20 protein-coding genes and 1 tRNA gene are annotated in these 21118 nt (G+C 51.4%); 19 read left to right on the top strand and 2 right to left on the bottom strand.

All coding sequences use genetic code 11. The features are described 5' to 3' along the window. The first annotated feature begins 183 nt into the window (after window positions 1-183). The 3 genes from GII36_RS05010 to GII36_RS05000 all read left to right on the top strand — a co-directional run bounded on the left by GII36_RS05010 (window position 184) and on the right by GII36_RS05000 (window position 4819). On the top strand, window positions 184-2754 hold the full coding sequence (locus GII36_RS05010; RefSeq protein ID WP_260763102.1) for a TrbL/VirB6 family protein: 2571 nt from the start codon (window positions 184-186) through the stop codon (window positions 2752-2754). A gap of 67 nt (window positions 2755-2821) precedes the next feature. Beyond that, window positions 2822-3415: a hypothetical protein gene (locus GII36_RS05005; RefSeq protein WP_260763100.1), complete on the top strand. Its 594-nt coding sequence runs from the start codon at window positions 2822-2824 to the stop codon at window positions 3413-3415. 75 nt (window positions 3416-3490) lie between these two features. Continuing rightward, entirely contained in the window at window positions 3491-4819 is a 1329-nt protein-coding gene (locus GII36_RS05000; RefSeq protein ID WP_260763098.1) for a hypothetical protein, read from the top strand. Here GII36_RS05000 and GII36_RS04995 read toward each other — a convergent pair. Next, entirely contained in the window at window positions 4791-5276 is a 486-nt protein-coding gene (locus tag GII36_RS04995) for a GNAT family N-acetyltransferase (protein WP_260763097.1), read from the bottom strand. The two genes, GII36_RS05000 and GII36_RS04995, sit on opposite strands and share 29 nt — an antisense overlap. An 83-nt stretch (window positions 5277-5359) precedes the next feature. Here GII36_RS04995 and GII36_RS04990 point away from each other — a divergent pair, with 83 nt between their 5' ends. Both GII36_RS04990 and GII36_RS04985 read left to right on the top strand, forming a co-directional pair. Further along, window positions 5360-6187 (top strand): ATP-grasp domain-containing protein, encoded by an 828-nt coding sequence (locus tag GII36_RS04990; RefSeq protein WP_313900706.1) that lies wholly within the window; start codon window positions 5360-5362, stop codon window positions 6185-6187. Continuing rightward, window positions 6184-7206 (top strand): ATP-grasp domain-containing protein, encoded by a 1023-nt coding sequence (locus GII36_RS04985; RefSeq protein ID WP_260763095.1) that lies wholly within the window; start codon window positions 6184-6186, stop codon window positions 7204-7206. Before GII36_RS04990 ends, GII36_RS04985 begins: the two co-directional genes overlap by 4 nt. On the opposite strand, the gene GII36_RS04980 is transcribed toward GII36_RS04985, so the two are convergent. Beyond that, window positions 7203-8432 (bottom strand): ATP-grasp domain-containing protein, encoded by a 1230-nt coding sequence (locus tag GII36_RS04980; protein WP_260763093.1) that lies wholly within the window; start codon window positions 8430-8432, stop codon window positions 7203-7205. The genes GII36_RS04985 and GII36_RS04980 overlap by 4 nt on opposite strands. Window positions 8433-8505: 73 nt before the next feature. On the opposite strand from GII36_RS04980, the gene GII36_RS04975 reads away from it, so the two are divergent. The 14 genes from GII36_RS04975 to ruvB all read left to right on the top strand — a co-directional run bounded on the left by GII36_RS04975 (window position 8506) and on the right by ruvB (window position 21108). Next, a complete protein-coding gene (locus GII36_RS04975; protein WP_260763091.1) occupies window positions 8506-9003 on the top strand; it encodes an ATP-dependent zinc protease family protein in 498 nt (165 codons plus the stop codon). After that, window positions 9000-9905, top strand: a complete 906-nt coding sequence (rimK, locus tag GII36_RS04970) for a 30S ribosomal protein S6--L-glutamate ligase (RefSeq protein WP_260763090.1) — start codon at window positions 9000-9002, stop codon at window positions 9903-9905. Before GII36_RS04975 ends, rimK begins: the two co-directional genes overlap by 4 nt. Before the next feature lie 32 nt (window positions 9906-9937). Then, window positions 9938-10414, top strand: coding sequence for a DUF192 domain-containing protein (locus GII36_RS04965; protein WP_260763088.1), 477 nt, complete (start codon window positions 9938-9940; stop codon window positions 10412-10414). A gap of 1 nt (window position 10415) precedes the next feature. After that, complete coding sequence (locus tag GII36_RS04960) at window positions 10416-10907, top strand: hypothetical protein (RefSeq protein ID WP_260763086.1); 492 nt, start codon at window positions 10416-10418, stop codon at window positions 10905-10907. 71 nt (window positions 10908-10978) lie between these two features. Beyond that, a tRNA-Lys gene (locus GII36_RS04955) sits at window positions 10979-11055 on the top strand. Window positions 11056-11163: 108 nt separating this feature from the next. Beyond that, the gene (locus GII36_RS04950; RefSeq protein WP_260763084.1) at window positions 11164-12624 is read left to right on the top strand and encodes a ComEC/Rec2 family competence protein; all 1461 of its coding nucleotides are present in this window, start codon (window positions 11164-11166) and stop codon (window positions 12622-12624) included. A 51-nt stretch (window positions 12625-12675) separates the two neighbouring features. After that, window positions 12676-13389 (top strand): YebC/PmpR family DNA-binding transcriptional regulator, encoded by a 714-nt coding sequence (locus GII36_RS04945; protein WP_260763082.1) that lies wholly within the window; start codon window positions 12676-12678, stop codon window positions 13387-13389. Between the two features lie 41 nt (window positions 13390-13430). Beyond that, window positions 13431-15293: a lamin tail domain-containing protein gene (locus GII36_RS04940; RefSeq protein ID WP_260763080.1), complete on the top strand. Its 1863-nt coding sequence runs from the start codon at window positions 13431-13433 to the stop codon at window positions 15291-15293. Window positions 15294-15309: 16 nt separating this feature from the next. Next, window positions 15310-15789, top strand: a complete 480-nt coding sequence (ruvC, locus tag GII36_RS04935; protein WP_260763078.1) for a crossover junction endodeoxyribonuclease RuvC — start codon at window positions 15310-15312, stop codon at window positions 15787-15789. A gap of 16 nt (window positions 15790-15805) precedes the next feature. Next, window positions 15806-16561: a serine/threonine-protein kinase gene (locus tag GII36_RS04930; protein ID WP_260763076.1), complete on the top strand. Its 756-nt coding sequence runs from the start codon at window positions 15806-15808 to the stop codon at window positions 16559-16561. A gap of 19 nt (window positions 16562-16580) precedes the next feature. Then, complete coding sequence (locus GII36_RS04925) at window positions 16581-19025, top strand: PBP1A family penicillin-binding protein (RefSeq protein WP_260763074.1); 2445 nt, start codon at window positions 16581-16583, stop codon at window positions 19023-19025. Then, complete coding sequence (gene ruvA / locus GII36_RS04920) at window positions 19022-19600, top strand: Holliday junction branch migration protein RuvA (protein WP_260763072.1); 579 nt, start codon at window positions 19022-19024, stop codon at window positions 19598-19600. The genes GII36_RS04925 and ruvA overlap by 4 nt, the downstream gene beginning before the upstream one ends. A 5-nt stretch (window positions 19601-19605) precedes the next feature. Beyond that, window positions 19606-20088, top strand: a complete 483-nt coding sequence (locus GII36_RS04915) for an HIT family protein (protein ID WP_260763071.1) — start codon at window positions 19606-19608, stop codon at window positions 20086-20088. A gap of 9 nt (window positions 20089-20097) precedes the next feature. Then, window positions 20098-21108 carry a Holliday junction branch migration DNA helicase RuvB gene (gene ruvB, locus GII36_RS04910; RefSeq protein ID WP_260763069.1) on the top strand — a complete coding sequence of 337 codons (1011 nt, stop codon included), beginning with the start codon at window positions 20098-20100 and terminating at the stop codon, window positions 21106-21108. Window positions 21109-21118 lie beyond the last annotated feature (10 nt).

Raw genomic sequence — 21118 nt, 5'->3', positions numbered from 1 at the left:
TGGCTTTTACGCAAAATGAGAGTATAGTTAGTTTTGTTCTCGTCAAGAGGTCATAAGCTTGACGAATCTACTAAAAAGTGATAGTATAGAATCAATATGTGGGTGAATACCTGGAGACCACATTTGGAGGGCGTGTCGCTATGGCGATATGCTCTAAATTTTTTGGTCGTGATAATCGCGGCTTTGTTGTGGACAACCCTGACTTCTCCAGTGACGCATGCTGCCGAGGCCACCTGGAACACGAGTAATGGTTCCATTCGCTACGCTAACCTCGACTTCCAGGGCCCTCAGACGGCCGATGGTACGACACCCCCCGGAGTGCCAAGTGGCGCAGTCTACTATCAAAATCTTAGCAACTCTGGTGGCAGCCCAAAGGCAAACATTGTCTATTTTGAAAAAGATGCCGATCTAAAGAATACAACTAATGCGAAATACGCCCAGTACGACTACGACCAGGGCGCGACTCAGAAGTATTCCAATCCAACCAATCAACGAGGTATCTCAATCGATAAGCAGCCGGCTGATGCTGCAGATAAAAAAGAGCAGACCTCGTGTGTGGTTGGAGGTATCGGATTTGTTGTCTGCCCAGTGATGAAGTTTCTCGCCGAAGCGATGGACAAAGTCTACGATGTGTTGAAGACCTTTCTTAGCGTTCAACCGCTGTCCACTAATCGTGAAGGGGGCTTGTATAAAGCCTGGGCGATGATGCTCACGATTGCCAATGTGCTGTTCGTGATTGGCTTTTTGATAATCATCTACTCCTATCTGACCGGACAAGGTGTCAAGCAGTACGATCTTCGCACGATTATACCGCGGCTTATCGTCGCCGCAGTGCTGATCAACATCTCTTATTACATTTGCGCTGCTGCAGTTGATGCATCCAACATTGTCGGAGCTAATTTGCAGGATGTGCTGAACGGGGTTCGTAATGAGCTAAGCGGTAATCAGGCGACAAGCCAGTCCACTCAGACTTGGGCAAATATTGCTACGCTTGTCCTGTCGGGCGGTACTATAGCGGCAGGGGGAATGACGGCGTTGGCGTTAGGACCGGCGGCACTCCACCTGCTCACACCGATGCTCGTGAGTGCTGGGATCGCTGTCATAGTTGCGGTGGTGGTACTGGCAGCTCGTCAGGCAATCATTACGGTGCTTATTGTGATAGCGCCAATTGCATTTGCTGCTTTTATTTTACCAAGTACGCAAAAGTACTTCGATAAGTGGCGCGGTCTTTTCATGACCATGCTGCTCGTGTATCCCATGTTCTCGGTACTTTTTGGAGGCTCGCAATTAGCGGCAATGCTAATAGCACAGAACGCGACAAGCGTTATTACGGTAATGCTCGCGATGTTTATACAAGTTGTTCCGCTCGTAATCACTCCTTTTCTCATACGTTTCAGTGGTAATCTTCTCGGTAAGGTTGCCGGTATGGTCAACGATCCAGCCAAGGGTGTGGGCGATCGTGCAAAAAACTGGAGCAAAGAACGCCTTGACCTCGCGAAAGATCGACGATTGGCTGAGCCAACTCGTGGTAACCCGGGCGTAGCGCTCATGAAGAAGCTCGACAAGGGTAAGCGTGACCGTGAGACGAAACGCAAGACCTACCAAGCGCAGCGCAATGCCACCTATGCCATGCAGAGCGAGCAGCTCGCTATTGATCAGAAGCGAGCCGAAGCGCGCGAAGCAACAGCAAATCTGCGCAACGATGCGGCGTATGAGGCAAGTAAAATTACCAATGCGTCTGCGAGGCGTGAAGCCGTGCAACATCAGATGGCTGAGATGTCATTACACAACCAGAAAGCTCGCTTCGAGAACTACATGAAAGAACTTGAATCGAACAAGGGCAGTACAATGCACGCTCGCAATGGGGATAACGTGGCTGCTACGCTCGGCAACGATGTACATAGTCTTGCACAGGATCATATGGTTCAGGATTCGCGCAAGTCATTTGCCGAGGCAACACATCGTGTTGAGTTTGCGAACAGTATGGTTGATAGCCAAGCGCTGCAGCGAGCTGCAGCGGGTATTGGTGGTGAGGCTGCCGAAAAGCTCGCGACCGCACGTGCTACGCAGACAATTCGCGAAGACTTCGGCAAGGGTATTGCAGCTCAGACCGAACTTCTCAAGCACTTTAGCGATGGCCTGGACAATGCCTCACTGAAGACATTGGCGCTCGGTGGTTTTGCAGAGGGTAAAGACTCACAAGGACGCTCTTATAGGTTCGAAGTGAATGGCAATATCGGTAGTGAGTTGCACGAAGCGGCCGTATCGAAGTTCCTCAAAGAGACGAACTACGAAGGTGCGTCGGATATTTTGCGCGCCGCGTCAGACGACCGCGAGGCATGGCGTGGCCTGCATGGCACAATCAAGGATGCCGTGATCGCGTCGCACGCTTCGAAGGCGCCATTCTTGTCGGGGCAGGCATTGGATCGTATTGATCAGGGCCATGCAACTAGTGCCGGCGGCTATGAGCGCATGATTATTGATTACATCAACAAAGGTAAGTTTAGCAGGCAAGCGCTTGCTACTGCTGACTCTGTGGCGCTAGAGGATATGCTTGGACTTATGCAGGCGTATCATGCAGGTGCTATACCAGCGGGTGCGGGCGATTTCGATAGGGGTCTGCTCGGTAGGCAGATCGAAAAACTTATCGAAGCGGCCGAGGCAACACTATCCGATCCTCAGATTGGTGCGACAATTTCTGATGTTAATGCTGAACGACTTGGCGCGATCAAAAACTTCAACTCGATTCGGTAGTAGACTAAGTACCATAATAATGGTATAATATAATTAACCGTACTCACTCAAAATAAGGAGGTGGGCAATGAGTCACGGCAAAGAATTGGGACACGAATACTCGTCGGCAGAGGATAAGCCGCCCCGGTGGATTGACCGGGAGATTGACAACATCGGCATGGGGCTGATCGCCATTTTCGTGGTGATAGCTATTCTGTGTGTTGCGTGCATGTGGGTTGGGTTTTTCTTCTGGCTGATGCTGGCGGGGCTCATCGCTGTGATTGTCATGATGTTGCTGACCTGGTGGGTCAGGGGTTCGGCTGACGGTCGAGCTGCTCGGCACACGGCCACACTGAGTGGCCGACTCGAGGTAGAGCAGCGGCCGCTGTCGATGACCGATGGTGACATGCGCGCTACCGCTACACGCTGGCGTGAGCAGGATGGCCGAGAGCAAGCTGCCAAGGCCGACCTAGAAGCGGAGCGCAAGCGTAAGGACGCAGAGGCCAAGAAGAAGCGCGACGAGGAAAGCGGTACGCCAACTGATTTTCGGGCACGTCGTAGCGGAGCGAAGGACCTGCTTCCCGAGTCGAATAAGATTCAGAAGCGCGAAGCCGAGGAGGCGAAGCGAAAGGCGGCTGCCGCACAGGTGTCGCCGCAGAATCCTCCGGCCAACCCATCGTGATTATCCCAAAGTCACACCCCTTCCTGCGCGTAAGCGCGGGCAAGGGGTGTGACCGCACGAACATTTTGAAAATCTATGAACAAGAATTTATATACAGCGAGAGCAGAGTATAGCTTTGCGCCAGGTAGGCGGCTTGATAGCGATGTGTTCATCGCGCAGGATGGCTCGGTCGACATTACCCTGACAGACAGTGCTTTGGAGCAGATCGCCGCAGATGCGACAGCCGCTCGAGAGCAGTGGGATTTACTATATCAAGATACAAGCTTGAACGAACAAGAACGGCTAATTGCCAGGAGGCATATGGCCGAGATTACGCTGGCGTCATGTATCGCCGAGCAAATGCTATACGAGGAAGATGTGAGCGATGAAATCGCAGAACTTCAAGAAGAGCTATATGGATACTATGATCCTGAGCTATTTCGTGCAGCGGTAAGCCTCAAGCGGACGCAGCTCGCTGAACTCACACTACCACCAGAATGGCAGATTCAACGCAGCGAGGTTGTTGCAAAACTTGATGCATGGGGTGCAGATGTCTCAAGCGATACACTCGCACAACCGACTCATGCGACATTCGAGATGGTCGGTGATTGGCTACAAGATAACTTCGGTGACATAGTAGATGAAATTGAAAACGATGGCCATGAGTCTCAATACGATGCTCAGCAGATCGTGGAATATTTTCAGAAATTAATAGGCTCAACGCCTACACTTCACAAATCTGGATGGCGTGCACACGTAGTGCAACGTAAAAAATCTTCAGTCACAACCCGTGCAACGGACAAACAAATTGTTGTCTCGTCGCAACGACGCTCTTCGAAAGATACGCTGCAGGGACTCATGATCCATGAAGGTGGTCACGCACTTCGTTCAGCACTTGCCGAAGAGAATGGCGATGAGCTTGGCCAATACGGTACCGCAGCATATGCGCGGTTCGAAGAAGCATTGATGATTGCGTTTGAGCAATGTCTCACGGGAGAACATACACCCACTCGTGGACTTGAACATTACCTAGCTGCCGGGCTTGCCAGTACGGAAAATGTACCAAAAGACGAGATTTTCAAATTATTCTTCCAGATGTCGTTTCTCAAAAATGTCGCTGAAAAGAAAGAAGAGCCCGAAGAGAAAGCCTATGCGACAGCGGTGTCATTTTTGCGTCGTGATTTTGCTGGTATGGTGGACGTAGACGAAGGTATATCGCATCGCAAAGACATCGACTACTTCTATGGGCTCAACGAAGCCTGGCGCTTTCTCAACTATATCTCAGCACACGATATCGTCGACGAATCATTGAGCTGGGTGATGAGTGCGAAGTTTAATCCATTTGTAGCAGGGGAGCGCGAACATGTAGAGCGGCATAGCCCTATGCCACAAAAGCTCAAAAATCTGTTTGAGGAAATTGCTTGATGTAGTAAGTTCGAGGCTCATCGGGGTCTTGATCTGTGCGAGTAGCGACGCCAATGGGCCGGTAGCCGCGCCTAAGATGCATGTGTGTAGAAATAGCATTTGAGTCTTTGATGATTGCTCCGACGCCGGTGTAGCCCTGCTTGTATACAGTATCTTCGGAATGAGCGATAAGTGCACCACCAAGGCCTTTGCCGCGATATTCCGGCCGCACATACAAGCTCCCTATCTCTGGTAGCTGGGAGAGTATTCGGTCTTCCTGCTTACGAGGTCCAATCCAGCGCACAAGCTGAATGGCGGCGATTATTCCATCTTGTTCTGTGCAGAAATATGAGTAGTCGCCCGCATCTTGATGGGCAAGTCGCTTAGCATGCGCATCTGGCTGGGGTTGAGGAAAATTTTGCACAAGTTCTTCTAAGTCTGTATGCGCAAGTGTTCTGAAACGGGATGCCATGTCCATGGTGCTCGTATAGTAGCACCCTAAGGGGGAGGGGTCAACGGATAATATTGATAATATGACTAAAATATAGTATAATAATACATATGACTCAAAACACAAAAAAACTCGCAATTGTCACTGCCAATGCCGCCAGCACGGGGTCAAACTTACTCGCAACTACAGCACGGCGTTTGGGCTATGAGCCTCTCGTATGCCTTGCTGATGACAAAAACGCGGCCAGTATAATTGATGCCGCTGATGCTGTTATCTACCGCCGCAGCCCTAAAACGGTAGAATTATATAAAAATATTGCGATGCATCTTACCAACCGGTCCCATAAACAGTCTTTGCTACGGAGTCTAGAATCGTTTAGCAAATGTGATTCCTATACTATACTGTCACGGGCTCACGTGCCAATGCCTAAGTCGGAAATCGTGACAAAAGTATTGCCTCCACCATGGCTTCCAGGGGTAGTGAAAGCTGCTGTAGGGAATAAGGGGTTGGGTGTGACCCTTGTCAAAACAATAGATGAGTACAATACAGCTGTTGCAAAGTGCTTGGATGCAGAAAATGAATGCTTGTATCAAGAATACATAGAGGAGTCAAGGGGTGCGGATAAGCGTGTTATTGTCTGCGGATCCCGGTGCGTGGCTGCTATGCGCCGGATCGCTCAACCAGGGGAATTTCGTGCAAATATTCACCTAGGTGCGGCAGCGAGTACGTATGAACCAAGCTCACAAGAAAAAGAGATAGCTATCGCTGCGGTTGATGCGCTTGAATTACCGTATGCCGGAGTGGATATTATCGATAGCGATGAAGGCCCTTTGGTATTAGAGGTGAACCCGTCTCCCGGATATGCTATCAGTGAGATTACTGGAGTCGATATCGCAAAAGAAATAATTGAACATATCATGAACGAGGCGAATGCATGATTGATCTACAAACTATCAAAGAGAGCGAGCTGAACAGGGGGATGTTGTTGCTGCAGAGAGAATTCAAGCGTCGAGGCTGGCGCGCATGGCTTGCGTATCAGGGTTCACCCATCTGTTACATCGACAGAGGCGACAATAAACGGTTGCGGATTTTTAGTACCACCCCACCCACGACTTCGTATGCAGCGGCATATGTCGCAAATGACAAGCTTGCGACATATGCACTGCTTGACTCTATAGGCGTGCGACAATTGGCGTCGGTATCTGTAAGCAATAAATACGGGAAAGGTGAAGCACAGCAGCTTCTGAGCCAAGTGGGGAGTGTTGTAGTGAAGCCATTTGATGGTGGGCACGGCAAGGGTATTACGGTGGGTGTTACGACCGAGCAGCAATTAGACGACGCTATAACGTACGCTGTGACATTTACAAAATCAGCTCAACGGGTAATTGTTCAAGCGCAGTATCGGCATGAAACATCATATGATATACGTATTGCATGTATCGATGGCAAGTATCAGGCGGCTATATGGCGTGTACCCGCAAGAGTGTGGGGTGATGGCACGCATACTGTGCGTGAGCTGGTAGAAATTGAAAATGCCTCTCCTAGGCGTGGCGAACCCTACTATGCACCTTTGGCTCGCATAGATGTGGACCGAGCCGCTCAATTTCTCGGTAATATCTACGAGACTACTCCAGAAGGTGGCCAAGAGGTGACAGTACTTGGTGTAGCAAATTACGGTGCGGGTGGTGAGCTGGTGGACGTGACGGATGACCTACCGAAATGGATGATCAAAGAGGCGGAAACAGTATCGATGACTGCGGAGCTATATGTAAGTGGCGTCGACTACATGACAGCCAAAGTACCAACACCCGAGATGACCCGAGATGAACTAGACGCAGTTATTATCGAGATTAACAAATGTCCTTCGCTTGCGATTCACGATCTTCCTACGCAGGGCGAGCCTAGGGGGGCTGTGGCTGCGTATGTTGACTATCTTGCTACTATTGTCATAACTTAGCCTTCTGTCTGTATGGCGCAGTGTGTATCAACGAAGTGCTTGTCAGCGGCAAATTGTGCAGGATTTTCATGTGATAGTATGATAACCGCAACAGCTTTATGTCCGCCTGAAGCTTTGCCGACGGTATCTCCAGGCTGAGTTTTAATACTCAGGTAATTGAGTGATGGGAGTTGTTGTAGCTCTTCGAGATGTGTGATTCCAACAAATGATCCTTCTGAGTGTGGAAATAATTCAAGAACGGCACAGCTATATGTATAAGACGATGCAACCGTTGGGATTCCACCCGCGGCAGTCTGCAAGGCTGCTCCAGTAATATCGATGCCATTAGCGAGCCGGTGCATGCGTTCGCGGTAGCCGCCGTTGCGCGCACCAATCTCAACGATGCGCGGTCCGTCGGCTGTCATAATGATTTCTACGTGGGCGGGAGTGTGCTTCATGCCAAGCGCACGAATGCCGATGTCAGCGCAGCGCCGCAGCGCCGTTTGATCTTTTGTCGAAAGTGCACTCGGCAACAGGCGGCTGTAGTGAAAATTATCGTCATAGCCGATGTCGTAGCCCGTCTGATAGTCAACGACTGCATCGAGGATGTGCGGCGTGCCTGTGCCGTCAACAAAGGCATCGACGGAATGCACGCTCCCTGCCAGGAATTCTTCAACGATAAGTGATGGAGTACGATTTGGCGCGTATTTAGCGTAGGTCGAATTTAGTAGCCGAGTCGCTATATGATAGTTTGCAAGCAATTCATCAAGCGAGTTGCTTTTTGTGACCAGAAGGCTTTTGGCAAGATTGGCGGGTTTGAGGATGAGAGGAAACGTGTGGTTCGCAGCAAACGCACGCAGGTCGTCTTCGGTGCGGACGATAGCAAAGTCGGGACTGATTTTTTCGGGAGCCTGGGCAAAAAGTGAGCGCATCAGGAACTTGTCGGTACAGGCCTCGGCTGCGGTTGCTGGTATACCTGGTAAGCCAAGGTGCGCGGCGATATGTGCAGCAGGTAGTATGTAGTTTTCATAGGTAGCAAGTACAAGATTTGGCGTGGTCTGGAGCGTATCAACAGTAGCAAAAAGTGATTCAAGTGACGAGAAATCTGCTACAACTCGGTGCTTGAATCGTTTGTCTGGAAACTTAGTAGCTTGCCGATCCTGAAGCACGGTATATGTGTACTCGTGAGCGACAAGATAGTCTGCGAGAGCGGAGAATTTCTTACCTACAACGAGCACGTGTGTCATATTGATAATTATACAAAATTATGTTAATATATTCAAGTTGTCTAATTAAAATATCTTATTCATAATACAGTGTATGGCTACCAAGCATGATTTTCACAAAGTTATCATCGGCCGGTCCGAACTACTGACTTTTGTCGGTACGGCGCCAGTGAAGATACCCGCAAAAACCGATACAGGTGCGTATCGGTCTGCTGTGCATGCTGACAATATCGTATTAAATGACGACGGCGTTTTGAGTTTCGACCTCTTGGGTGGACATCCTGTGTGTGGTACGATGGCATATCGGGTCACCGCCGAAGAGTTCGCGACTGTATGGGTATCCAACTCTTTTGGGCACCGGGAGCAGCGCTATGAGGTAAAGCTCAAAGTAAAGCTGGGGCCAAAGGTGTTCCATGCGAGATTCACACTGGCCGATCGCTCGAAAAAAATCTACCCGGTACTACTTGGTCGCAAATTACTCAATCACCGGTTTCTTGTAGATTCGGCTGAAACAAGTCTCAACCGAATAGAATTAAAACAGCAGTACAATATAGACTTTCCAAACGATGAAGAAGAAGGGCGGGATTCATGAAGATAGCGATTCTGTCGAAAGGCGGCGCAAATTACTCCACAAAACGCCTCAAAGAGGTCGCAGTAGCCCGTGGACATGAGGTAGAAGTGATTAATTACGCTAAGTGTTATGTGGCGATTGAAAAGAATCAGCCAGTTGTGCGTTACAAGGGCCGTTCACTGGATCATTTCGATGCAATTATTCCACGTATTGCGCAAAGCTATACCAAGTATGGAACCGCAATTGTGCGTCAGTTTGAGCATCAGGGCGCATTTACTACGGCCAGCTCAATCGCCATCGTACGTTCACGGGACAAGTTGCGTGCATATCAGATCATGGCACGCGCTGGCGTAGGAATACCAAAGACGGTGTTTGCGCGCGAGACAGCCAATTTCGATGACGTGGTCTCACTTGCGGGCGGCACACCGCTGATCATCAAAGTGGCACGTGGCACACATGGTAACGGCGTAGTGCTCGCAGAGACGACCAAGGCAGCCAAAGCAGTAATGCAGGCATTTTATGTGGAGGGCGTGAACTTCTTGGTCCAAGAATTTGTTAAAGAATCTGCGGGTGAAGATATCCGTGCACTAGTGGTGGGTGGTCGTGTGGTTGCTAGTATCAAACGTCAGTCTCTCGACGACGATTTTCGTAGCAATACGCACCAAGGTGGCGTAGGAGTGCCGGTCAAGCTGACAGATGAAGAAAAGAAGACGGCCATCAAAGCCGCTAAGGCTATGGGGCTTCCTGTGTGTGGAGTCGATATGATGCGTAGTGGTCGGGGCCCCCTAGTGCTTGAAGTAAATTCATCTGCTAGCCTCAAGACACCAGAGGCAGTCACCAGTCGGGACGTAGCAACTAAGATCATTGAATATGTCGAACGCAACGCCAAGCGTCGACCGAAAAAAGACAAAGTCGGCGCATAGCGTATCTCTAGCGACTCGGGTATACTAAGCGTATGGAATACGGTGCGCGCAGTCATGCTGAGCATAATCTCGTCTGGGTCGGCGTCATGCTTGTCGTAGGCGCGCTAGTATTGTTTGTTGCCTGGAAGTTTTGGCCCGAGTCACTCGGTGCGACGGATGTGTCGGTGGGAGCTAAGACGTTTCGTGCTGACGTAGCGGATACCGAAGATCGGCGTAGTGCTGGTGTGACGGGTCTTGGTACAATGTCGGATGATCAGGCGCTATTGATGGTCTACGATTATAGTGGTGAGTGGCCGATTCGCACACAAGGCAATAAGTTCTCTGTCGATATCGCATGGATTTCGGAAGGCAAAAAAGTAGCGTATGTAGCCAAAGACGCACGTCCTTCGTCGACAAGCACGTACAAGCCCGGCGGCAAGTCTCGCTATGTGCTGATTCTACCTGCTGGAGCGGTGACAAAATACAATATCTCGCCCGGTAAGATAGTTAATTTCGAGTACGGCGGCTAGCATGGAAGTGGCGGTGATTGTCGGCGCAATTGTACTACTGCTATTTGTATTTGCCTACATGACGAAGCGGCGCTTTGGTGTACTAGGTCTGGCGTTGGCAGCTGGGTATGTACTGAGCAAGCTATGGGAAACGAGCATCGCTGATCTCGTGAGTAATAGCGGTATTGAGCTAGAGATGGTGTCGCCTGTGACACTTGCAACACTGGCGGTGATTTTGTTGCCGTCGGTGGTACTGCTATTTGGTGGGCCGACGTACAAGACGAAGCGCGGGCGATTGATTGGATCGCTCCTCTATGCTGTGCTGGCGGTAGTATTCAGCCTCGATGCACTGCAATATACGCTAGTGTTGATGGGTCCGGGCAAGCAAGTCTTTGACTTTCTCGTGCAGTATCAGCAGATTATCCTCACGGGAGCACTAGCTGGGGCGGTAGTAGATATCATGCATGCCCGATCGAGTGGCGGCAAAAAAGACGAGCATCACGCAAAACATTGACAAATATCAGAGGTGCATGCTAATATGTACGGAGCGAAAAGCTGAATATAGCTTTCATGAATTAACAATTTGGGACCATAGCTCAGCTGGTTAGAGCACCTGCCTTTTAAGCAGGGTGTCCTGGGTTCAAGCCCCAGTGGTCCCTCCATAGAAAAAGACTCATCTCCGTGATGAGTCTTTTTCTATGGAGAAACTTCAGCGTATCCGCGGGCTTCCAGCGAATCGCAAGGCAATATCTCTATGCTAAACTTAAGCTATGTTTTCCTGGCTCTCTCGTCGTATCCACTCTGTCTTTCTGATATCTGGCCTGTCGTGCGGTGTGCTGGCCGGGGTGCTATTGTCATATTACTTCCCGAGCCAGTGGTTCACGGCTGCATCGTGGTGGGTGGTCTGGCTGTTTTGGCTCGCTCTGTGCTTCTGGAAGGCGCGGCGCTGGACACTGATTGTGTTATGCATGGTTGGCGCGACAATAGGCTATGGTCGCGGCGCATATGAGCTGGCGTCGTGGGTAGATTTGTCGCACTATACCGGCCGCACGGTCACGATGAGCGGAACTGTGCGTGAAGATCCAGCAAGCGGTAGCGGCAGTGAGGTGCGCTTGCGGCTCGATAGTGTGCAGATCAATGGTGTACGCTACGGCGGCGTGTACTGGGTGAGCGTGAGTGGCAGCGGAGCGAAGGCTATTGAGCGCAGTGACCGGGTGACGGTACGCGGTACGCTCGACGAAGGCTTCGGTACGTTTGCGGCCACGATGTTTCGCGTTGGGCTGGTGGAACTGCAAAAACACGTACGGTTTGACCCGATGCTCGAAGTACGCAACTACTTTGCTGACATGATTCGCACTGCGTTGCCCGATCCGCAAGCGTCGCTCGGGATCGGCTATATATTGGGGCAGAAGCGAGCGCTGCCTGCTGATTTTGAAGCGGCGCTGCTGACTGTCGGTCTGACGCACGTGGTGGTCGCAAGCGGCTACAATCTTACAATATTGGTACGTGTGAGTCGGCGCCTCTTTGAACGAGTGTCGCGCTATATGGCGGTGCTGGCGAGCGGCACACTCATTGTGGCATTTGTCGGTATTACGGGTTTGAGTCCGAGTATGTCGCGCGCAGGGCTGGTGGCCGGACTGAGCTTGATAGCTTGGTATTATGGCCGCACGATTCATCCGGCGGTACTACTGGTGGTGACGGCGGCTATATCTGTACTAGTGCAGCCGAGCTATCTGTGGGGTGACGTGGGCTGGATGCTTAGCTTCGCGTCATTTGCGGGCGTGATGTTCCTAGCGCCGTTGCTGCAGGTGTATTTCTACGGCGACAAGAAGCCTGGTCTGGTGCGGCAGGTGCTCGGCGAGACTTTTTCTGCCCAGGTGCTCACGCTGCCGCTGATATTGGTGACGTTTGGTGTGATATCCAACGTCGCGCTGGTGGCAAATTTGCTTGTCTTACCACTGGTGCCACTCGCCATGCTACTGACATTTGTGGCAGGTCTCGCCGCGATGTGGCTACCATGGCTGGCAGGACTTATGGCGTTGCCGGCGTACTGGCTGCTGAGCTATATGACGTGGATTATCGGGCTACTCGCCGAGTTGCCCTGGGCGAGTAGCGAAGTGTCGGTAGATGTGCCGACGGCATTAGTGCTCTACGGATTCATCATCCTACTGATCGTCTGGCTCAAGCGCCGTACCCGGCTCAGCTTCCGACAGGTGAACCTGGTCGAGTAATCTGTTATAATATGTGTAATTACCTCATCAAACCAAGACGGAGAATCCACTATGTCAGGACACAGTAAATGGGAAACTATCAAACGCCAAAAAGGTGCCAACGATGCTAAGCGTGGGGCGATTTTTACCAAGCTCGGCAACCAGATTGCGATTGCAGCACGTGCTGGAACTGATGTGAATATGAACTCGGCACTTGCCCTGGCAGTCGAAAAAGCCAAGGCTGCCAACATGCCAAACGCCAACATCCAGCGTGCGATCGACCGAGTGAATGACAAAAACGCGGCTGCACTTGAAGAGATTACGTACGAAGGTTACGGACCTGGCGGCGTAGGTCTTATCATCGAAACAGCGACTGACAATCGTAACCGCACCCTGCCAGAAGTGAAAAACGCACTGGTGAAAAATGGCGGACGTATTGCTGACGCTGGTAGTGTGATGTTTCAGTTTACACGCAAAGGAGTGATTCGTGTCGCGGCAAGCGGCGAAGACGCACTGCTGACGGTGCTTGATGCGGGTGCTGAAGACGCGCTCGAAGCCGATGGTGAGTTGGTGGTATATACCGACCAGAAAGATTTGGCAAAAGTACGCCAAGCAATTATTGACGCGGGGCTAAGCGTGACGGATGCCGAGCTGCAGTATGTACCAAATAGCGAGATCGACATCACCGACGAAGAAACTGCTGCAAAAGTCATGAAGGTGATGGATGCACTCGATGACGTAGCAGATGTGGTGAACGTACATACCAACGCAAATATTGTCGAATAATTCATTTACAACTCAGAATTTGTAGCGTATATTTTAAGCATATGCGCTTTTTCCGATATCTTACTACGCTGATTGCCTGTGCTGCATTTCTGGTCGTGAGCCCCACGTCCGCGATATCGACTGTCTCGCCGAGCCCCTTACTGCCACAGTCGCCTCTTGCGATTACCGCGTATTCCGTGACGCAGGTCGGCCTACCTCAGTATGTCGAAATCTACAATGACGGCGATATACCCCTGAAGCTGAGGGAGTGGTCGCTCGTGTTCGACTGGAGCGCCAAAACGACGACAGCTCTCGCGACACCGCGCCTAGTAGTAGGGCTATCTGCGGATGATTCCCACTATATCGCGCCAGGTGGCTATGTGCTGGTAGGATTTGGTGCGACGGTGCCAGGTGCGCATGTGCAGGTGTCGAGTCCGACGATAAACACTGACAATTTCCTAAGCAAGATGCATCTTGATCATGCACAGTATCGTTCGTATGAGCGAACGTTTACGGCTACCACCACCCAGGTTCCGATGCGACTCAACCAGGGCGCGAGCGGCTACACGACTGCTTATGCTGTCGAGACTCGCACAGAACTCTGGCAAACACCGCTCTATATACCACTGTCTGCGACACCGCTGCGCATTGTTGAAGTACTACCAAATCCTGCTGCGTGTCAGCCGTTCGACACTATGTTGACCTGTAACGATTACGTGAAGGTCTATAACACCAGTGCTAGCACGCTAGATCTAGCGGGTCTGCGCCTGAGAACTGGTTCGGTAGAGCAAAATGCTACAAGTAGTAACACTGTGTTATTGGGTGGCACGCTCGCGCCGAGTGCGTACGGTGTATTTCCCCTCTCACTCACCAATAGTGGTAATTGGGTATGGCTCGAAGATGCCTACGGAGTGGTGCAGTACCAAGATTCTATGGTCGCGTACGGTGATGCGTCGGCCAAAAAAGGCCAAGCGTGGTCACAGGATACGAACGGGCTATGGCGCTGGACGCAGTATCCCTCGCCGTATGATATGCCAAATCAATTTACCGACGGGCAGCCGGTTAACAGTTGTAGTAGTTTGCGTCTGAGTGAGATTGGCGCGAATCTGAGCGTGCAGTTCATCGAATTATACAATGCGTCTAGCGAATCCGTGAATCTGCGCGGCTGTCAATTGCAGACCAATCGCTCTACCGAAATCAGCCATGTATTTGGTGAGCAGATAGTAGCACCGGGTGCATTTGTGTCGGTGAATGTAGCCGATACCAAACTCAGCCTGACGAAGACTACGACTGGCACCGTGTACGTACTTTCAAGCGACGGGCAGACGGAGGTGGATGCGCGCAGTTACGAGAATCTGAGCGAGAATACCAGCTATGCATTGGTTGATGGTGTCTGGCAGCAGACATTTGTAACGACACCCGGCGCGGTCAATGTGTATGAGCCATATGTGCCATGTCAAGCCGGCTATGAGCGAAATCTCGATACCGGCAGATGTAACAAAATTGCAGTGCCGAGTACACTGACACCATGCGACATCGACGAATATCGTAGTCCCGACACCGGTCGTTGCCGTAAGCTAACCAGTGCTACAGCGTCGAGCCTGACACCCTGCAAAGAGGGGCAATACCGCAGCCCGGAAACCAATCGTTGTCGCTCGCTCGCGACTGCCTCCACAGACCTGAAGCCCTGCGCTGTGGGCCAGGAGCGCAATCTCGATACGAATCGTTGCCGCAAAGTGACGCAAGGCGACGGAGATGCTGGTTTCTCGGTTGTTGAGACTCCTGCAACCTCCGACCAAGTACTGTCATGGCTCGCCCTCGCTGGTGTGGGCGTGGTATCGTTTGGCTATGCAGGCTGGGAGTGGCGGCGCGAGATATGGAGCGGACTATCCGGTCTACTCGGTATGCTGCCGTTTGTGAAATAGTGGGTATACTGGGGATATGAGAATTATTGGTATTGACCCGGGCACGGGTATCCTCGGCTTCGGTGTGATCGATGTGACGAAAGATAACAAAGTCCGTATGGTGACGGGCGGTGTCATCACGACACCCGCACACACACCGCTCGATGAACGGCTTGAAGAGATCTTCGACGGCCTGACGGATATTATTGCTGAGACAAAACCGGAGATTATGTCGATCGAAAAACTCTTTTTCTCACAGAACGTTACCACGGCTATCAGTGTCGCACAAGCGCGCGGCGTGGCTATGCTCACCGGCAGGCGCGCGAAATTGCCGATTGCCGAATATACACCACAGCAGATCAAGCAGACGTTGACTGGCTACGGCAAGGCAGACAAAAAACAGATGCAGGAAATGGTACGTATCCATCTTGGTCTGAAAGATATTCCTAGGCCCGACGATGCCGCAGATGCACTTGCGGCAGCAATTACTCACTCGATGATGACGAGAGCGTTATGAACGAGGGGGTAGTGAAGTGAATAACACTGTCGCCACTCGTGTCGAGCCGACGCGAGTGGTCAAGACGGCATCAACTCAAGACGGTGTGACGAGAATCACGCGTGAACTTCAGATACTCTCCTGTTTGGCGGACACTGGTTGTGTGGCGAACATATTGAGTCATCAAGAGGGTGATGGCTTGGCTAGTCTTGTCATAGAGCGGTTTGACGGTACGGATCTCAAGTCGTGGATACAGCTTACCGACGAATGGCACGCAACGAAGATTGCGTGGGCTCAAGCAAAGTTGCGACTCGAGCTATACATGGTACTTGAAACGAAGCTACTGGCTCACGGTGTGATGTATCGGGATCTCAATCTGGAGCATGTATTTTTTACTGATGCGGGTGCGCGGATGATTGATCTAGAAGCCTCGCTGGTACGCAGCGACGCAGGGTGGATGCTTGATGGCGCCGCGAGCAATCGCGGAACCTGGGAGACGATGGCACTCGAGGAGTTTCGGCGACCAGTCGTGCTTGATTTGCGTACGGCAACCTATCGTACGGCTATAGTGGCGCATTTGGTGCTGTGCGGTGAGTTGCCATTTGTACGAAAACCGCGCAAACACGACACGCATATGTGGCGCAAATTCCACGCTGCTTCCGTAAATCAGGATTTACCTAAGCCTGTACGTAGGGTATTCACCGCTGCCCTCTCACGGGAGCCAAGCCATCGCTACAAATCGCCAGCGAATTTCTTCATAGCGCTCGCCGCTGCATACGACTCTTTAAGCTAAGAGTGGTATAATAGGGGAAATGCGAAGAGTAGGAAAATACACAAAACAGCGCAAGACACGCGCTGCATGGTTGACTGTCAACACCTATATACTGTGGTTTCGCAATTTGAAGCGCTGGCAGAAAATCTCTGTTATTGTGACGCCAATATTGATCGTACTGATCTTGATCCCACTGCTGACATATCTTTATTTTGCCCGTGACATCTCTGACAAAGAGCGCTTGATGAACCGTAATAACACTGGTATCGTCCTAACGGACGTACACGGCACGACTATCTATGAAAGCGGCCGTGCCAAACACCGTGACCTGGTACCACTCAGTGAGATGAATGATACGACCAAGAAAGCGCTACTCGCTAGTGAAGACAAAGATTTTTACAATCACGGCGGCTTCTCGTTTGTGAGCATGCTGGGTGCGGTCTATGGCAACGTGGTGACAGGAGGCAAAAATTATGGAGGCAGCACACTCACACAGCAGCTGGCAAAGAACACACTGCTGACGGATCAGAAGAGCTATTTGCGTAAGTTCCAAGAGCTATCGGTATCGATAGCGATTGAGCAGACGTATAGCAAAGATGAGATACTCGAGATGTATCTTAACTCAGCGTTTTTCGGCGGTAATGCGTTCGGTATCGGCGATGCGGCACGGACATTTTTCAACAAGTCCCCTAAGGATCTGACGCTGGCAGAGAGCGCCATGATTATCGGTGTGCTGCCGGCGCCAAACGCGTATTCGCCGATCTATGGAGAGATGAAGTACGCCAAAGAGCGCCAAGAGACTGTGCTGAACCGCATGCTGAAAAACGGTTTCATCACGCAAGCCGAGAAGGATCAGGCACTTGCTCAGCAGCTAGCGTTTGCTGCGCCGGAGTCTTCGACCGACAATAGCCCTGCTCCTCATTTTGCTGAAATGGTATTGGCTGATCTCAACAAACGCTACGGCGAGGAAAAAGTCGCTCGCTCTGGCTACCAGGTCAAGACAACGCTAGACCTCAATATGCAGGCCGAACTGCAAGACAATATCAACAAAAACATGACAGCTATCCGTCGTAGTGGCGGCTCCAATGCGGCAGCTGTCGCTATAGATCCGAAAACCGGTGCGATTCGTGCACTGATCGGTAGCTATGATTGGAACGACGAGCAAGACGGCAAGGTAAATATGGTGACATCAGCGCGCCAGCCTGGTAGTAGTTTTAAGCCTATCTACTATGCGGCAGCGATGGCGGACGGTGTGATAAATCCGGCCACGATACTCAAAGACGAACCTATCAATATCGATGGCTACCAGCCAAAAAACGCCCTGCGCAACTATAATGGCAACGTGACGGTGCGCAAAGCACTCAACTGGTCGCTGAATATCCCGGCCGTGAAGGTGATGCAGCAATATGGCGTCGACAAATCGATTGAGGCGGCAAATCGCATGGGTATCGACACGATTCAGAAGAAAAACAACTACGGTCTGTCACTTGCGCTTGGCGCTGGCGAAGCGAAACTGCTCGACATGACGCATGCCTATGCTGGCTTTGCCAACGGAGGCGACCAAAAACAGGTAGCCTACGAAGAAGAGATTAAGACCAAATACGATCAGATCATTTATAAAAACAAAGAACAGTCCAAGCGCGTTATTAGCGAAGAAGGCGCGTTCCTAATCTCTAACGTACTTTCTGATAATCAAGCGCGCTCGGGTATGTTTGGTAGTTCACTGAGCCTAAGTGGCAACAAGAAGGCGGCCGTGAAAACCGGTACGACAGACGAGAATCGTGATGCATGGACGATTGGCTATACGCCGTCTATCACTGTGGGTGTATGGGTCGGCAACAACGACAATACCGAGATGTCGAGTGGCGGCGGCTCGCTGGCGGGTCCTATCTGGCGTAACAGCATGAACGATATCGTCACTGAGTCGGGTGATCCGTTCAAGGCACCGAGCGGCGTAGTACAAAAAGATACCTGCTATGGTACCGGTAAGCTTGCGAGTACATCTGGCGGTAATACGTACAAGGAATACTATCTGTCGAGTGCGCTGCCGGAAGTAGGCTGTAACGTACAGACTCAACAGCGCCAAGAAGAGAAGCCAAAAGAAGAAGAGCAAGATACCAGTAAGCCTGTCGAGACGTCGCTGTCTGTGGCTGGTAGCCCAAACGGAAGTGCGCCCGTGGGTACGAGCGTGACATTTACGGCGAGTGTATCCGCTGCAGACGCAACTGGTACTGTGACATTTATGATCGATGGCGCGTCACTTGGCTCAGCGACGGTGTCTGGTGGAAAAGCATCGATTACCTCGTCTTCTCTGCCTGTCGGCACACACCAACTGAGCGCGACATTTACCTCGAGCGATCCGACGAAGTTTAAATCAGCTACTAGCTCGTCTGCTACATATCTCATCACGACGAACTCTTCATCTTCTGGTAATAATGGTAATGCAGGCACAAATGGTCAAAGTACTACAGGAGGTGCACGATGATTGCACATGTACACGGTACGGTTGCAGAAAAGTTTGGCAATGCTATCATCGTGGATGTGCATGGTGTAGGTTATGAAGTACAGACAGCGCTGGGTGATTACGAGCGAGCGCTGCTGCACGAAGAAGTGAAGTTTTATACCTACCATCATATCCGTGAGCAATCGCAGGATCTGTTTGGCTTCTCGAGTCTGGCAGCCAAGAAGCTGTTCGAGCTCCTTATCACAGTGCAAGGCGTCGGGCCAAAAGCTGCACTGGCAATCCTAAGTCTGGCGGATAGCGAAGTGGTGCGAAATGCCATCGCAAGTGAAGATGTGGCGTTCGTGACGAAAGCGAGTGGCGTCGGCAAAAAGACCGCTGAGCGCGTAGTGGTAGATTTGCACGACAAAGTCGGTCTGGCGCTACGCTACGACAATAATATGGCGACTGGTGAATCCGCCGTGCTCTCGCATACCGATGAAGCACTCGAGGCGCTGATGGCGCTCGGGTACAATCTAAATGACGCGACGAAAGCACTCGAAGGTGTATCAACTGAACTATCGACAGCTGAGCGCGTGACGCGGGCGTTGAAAGGCTAGTGCGCGTGGCGACACGTTGCTCAATCTGCGACATCATTACCTCGCCGACCAATGATGACGTCGTGCTACTTAAAACTCACGGCTGGCGCGTTATATTGATGGAAAATCAAGGCGTGCTCGGTGCGATGTATATTACCACCGAGCGGCACTATCAGACGCTTGGCGATCTGTCTGATAGGCAGTGGCTCGGCCTGCGTGATCTTGTGCGCGAGCTCGAAGGTGCTGTCAGTCGGGCGTTTCATCCAGTCTATTTCAATTTTGCCTGCGACATGAACGACGCCGCGCGTGACGGCGAACCAGCACATGTACACTTCAAGCTGCGACCACGCTATGCGCACGCTGTGCAATTCGAAGGCGAGGTATTTGAAGATCAAGGCTTTGGCTCGAAAAAAATCGTACCCCACCAAGTAGAGAAACCAACCCTGCGGGCTATTCGCAAAGTAATTGTAAGTAAACTTGGTCTGCAGATAGAGCGAGATGTGTCATAATATATAGCAATGGCCATAGAACGAATAGTAGATACCGGTGCGACAGACGACGACAGCGACGAGCAGATTATAGAGATAACGCTGCGTCCGCAGACGTTTGATGACTACATAGGTCAAGAGCGACTCAAGAAGAATCTCAAGCTTGCGATCGACGCGGCCAAGAAGCGCAGTGAACCGATTGACCATGTGTTGCTGTATGGACCTCCTGGTCTCGGCAAGACGACCATGGCAACGGTGATTGCCAACGAAATGGGTACGAATATACGTGTCACGGCCGGGCCAGCTATCGAGCGTGCCGGTGATCTGGCTAGTATCCTCACGAATCTCCAAGACGGCGACGTGCTATTTATCGATGAGATCCACCGCCTGAGTCGTGCTGTAGAAGAGGTGCTGTATAGCGCTATGGAAGATTACAAACTCGACATTGTGATCGGCAAAGGGCCAGCTGCACGAAGTGTGCGACTCGATTTGCCGAAGTTTACAGTGATCGGTGCTACGACGCGGACGGGCAGCTTGGCTGCACCGCTTCGCGATAGGTTTGGACTGATTCATCGGCTAGAGTTCTATACGCCCGCCGAAATCGAGCAAATTATCACCCGTGCTGCAGGTATATTGGAGAGCCAGATAGACCAAGCAGCTGCCCAAGACCTATCAACTCGTGCGCGCTTGACGCCGCGTATTGCCAATCGCCTACTCAAGCGCGTGCGTGACTATGCCGATGTGAACGGCGACGGAATCATCGACGGCGCTACGACAAAAAAGGCACTGGCGCTGCTCGAAGTGGATGAACTTGGCCTTGACCCGGCCGATCGTCAGTTACTGCGGAGTATGATCGAAAACTACGGTGATAATCCCGTGGGCCTCACCACGCTTGCGGCGCTCACTGGCGATGAGACGAGTACTATCGAAGATTTTTACGAACCATACTTGTTGCAAATTGGCTTTATTGAGCGCACGCCGCGCGGTCGCCGTGTGACGCAGAAAGCTCGTCGTCATCTGGGTAGCGAGCCGGCAGCGTGATATACTAACA

The sequence above is a fragment of the Candidatus Mycosynbacter amalyticus genome (genome assembly GCF_025273655.1).
GTDB classification, from domain to species: domain Bacteria; phylum Patescibacteriota; class Saccharimonadia; order Saccharimonadales; family Saccharimonadaceae; genus Mycosynbacter; species Mycosynbacter amalyticus.
This window is presented reverse-complemented; position numbering and strand designations above follow the sequence as displayed.

What these genes read in the sequence shown, in the direction of transcription:
- GII36_RS05005 (WP_260763100.1), top strand. Translation starts at nt 2,822, where the DNA reads ATGAGTCACGGCAAAGAATTGGGACACGAATACTCGTCGGCAGAGGAT.
- GII36_RS05000 (WP_260763098.1), top strand. Translation starts at nt 3,491, where the DNA reads ATGAACAAGAATTTATATACAGCGAGAGCAGAGTATAGCTTTGCGCCA.
- GII36_RS04995 (WP_260763097.1), bottom strand. Translation starts at nt 5,276, where the DNA reads ATGGACATGGCATCCCGTTTCAGAACACTTGCGCATACAGACTTAGAA.
- GII36_RS04990 (WP_313900706.1), top strand. Translation starts at nt 5,360, where the DNA reads ATGACTCAAAACACAAAAAAACTCGCAATTGTCACTGCCAATGCCGCC.
- GII36_RS04985 (WP_260763095.1), top strand. Translation starts at nt 6,184, where the DNA reads ATGATTGATCTACAAACTATCAAAGAGAGCGAGCTGAACAGGGGGATG.
- GII36_RS04980 (WP_260763093.1), bottom strand. Translation starts at nt 8,432, where the DNA reads ATGACACACGTGCTCGTTGTAGGTAAGAAATTCTCCGCTCTCGCAGAC.
- GII36_RS04975 (WP_260763091.1), top strand. Translation starts at nt 8,506, where the DNA reads ATGGCTACCAAGCATGATTTTCACAAAGTTATCATCGGCCGGTCCGAA.
- rimK (WP_260763090.1), top strand. Translation starts at nt 9,000, where the DNA reads ATGAAGATAGCGATTCTGTCGAAAGGCGGCGCAAATTACTCCACAAAA.
- GII36_RS04965 (WP_260763088.1), top strand. Translation starts at nt 9,938, where the DNA reads ATGGAATACGGTGCGCGCAGTCATGCTGAGCATAATCTCGTCTGGGTC.
- GII36_RS04960 (WP_260763086.1), top strand. Translation starts at nt 10,416, where the DNA reads ATGGAAGTGGCGGTGATTGTCGGCGCAATTGTACTACTGCTATTTGTA.
- GII36_RS04950 (WP_260763084.1), top strand. Translation starts at nt 11,164, where the DNA reads ATGTTTTCCTGGCTCTCTCGTCGTATCCACTCTGTCTTTCTGATATCT.
- GII36_RS04945 (WP_260763082.1), top strand. Translation starts at nt 12,676, where the DNA reads ATGTCAGGACACAGTAAATGGGAAACTATCAAACGCCAAAAAGGTGCC.
- GII36_RS04940 (WP_260763080.1), top strand. Translation starts at nt 13,431, where the DNA reads ATGCGCTTTTTCCGATATCTTACTACGCTGATTGCCTGTGCTGCATTT.
- ruvC (WP_260763078.1), top strand. Translation starts at nt 15,310, where the DNA reads ATGAGAATTATTGGTATTGACCCGGGCACGGGTATCCTCGGCTTCGGT.
- GII36_RS04925 (WP_260763074.1), top strand. Translation starts at nt 16,581, where the DNA reads ATGCGAAGAGTAGGAAAATACACAAAACAGCGCAAGACACGCGCTGCA.
- ruvA (WP_260763072.1), top strand. Translation starts at nt 19,022, where the DNA reads ATGATTGCACATGTACACGGTACGGTTGCAGAAAAGTTTGGCAATGCT.
- ruvB (WP_260763069.1), top strand. Translation starts at nt 20,098, where the DNA reads ATGGCCATAGAACGAATAGTAGATACCGGTGCGACAGACGACGACAGC.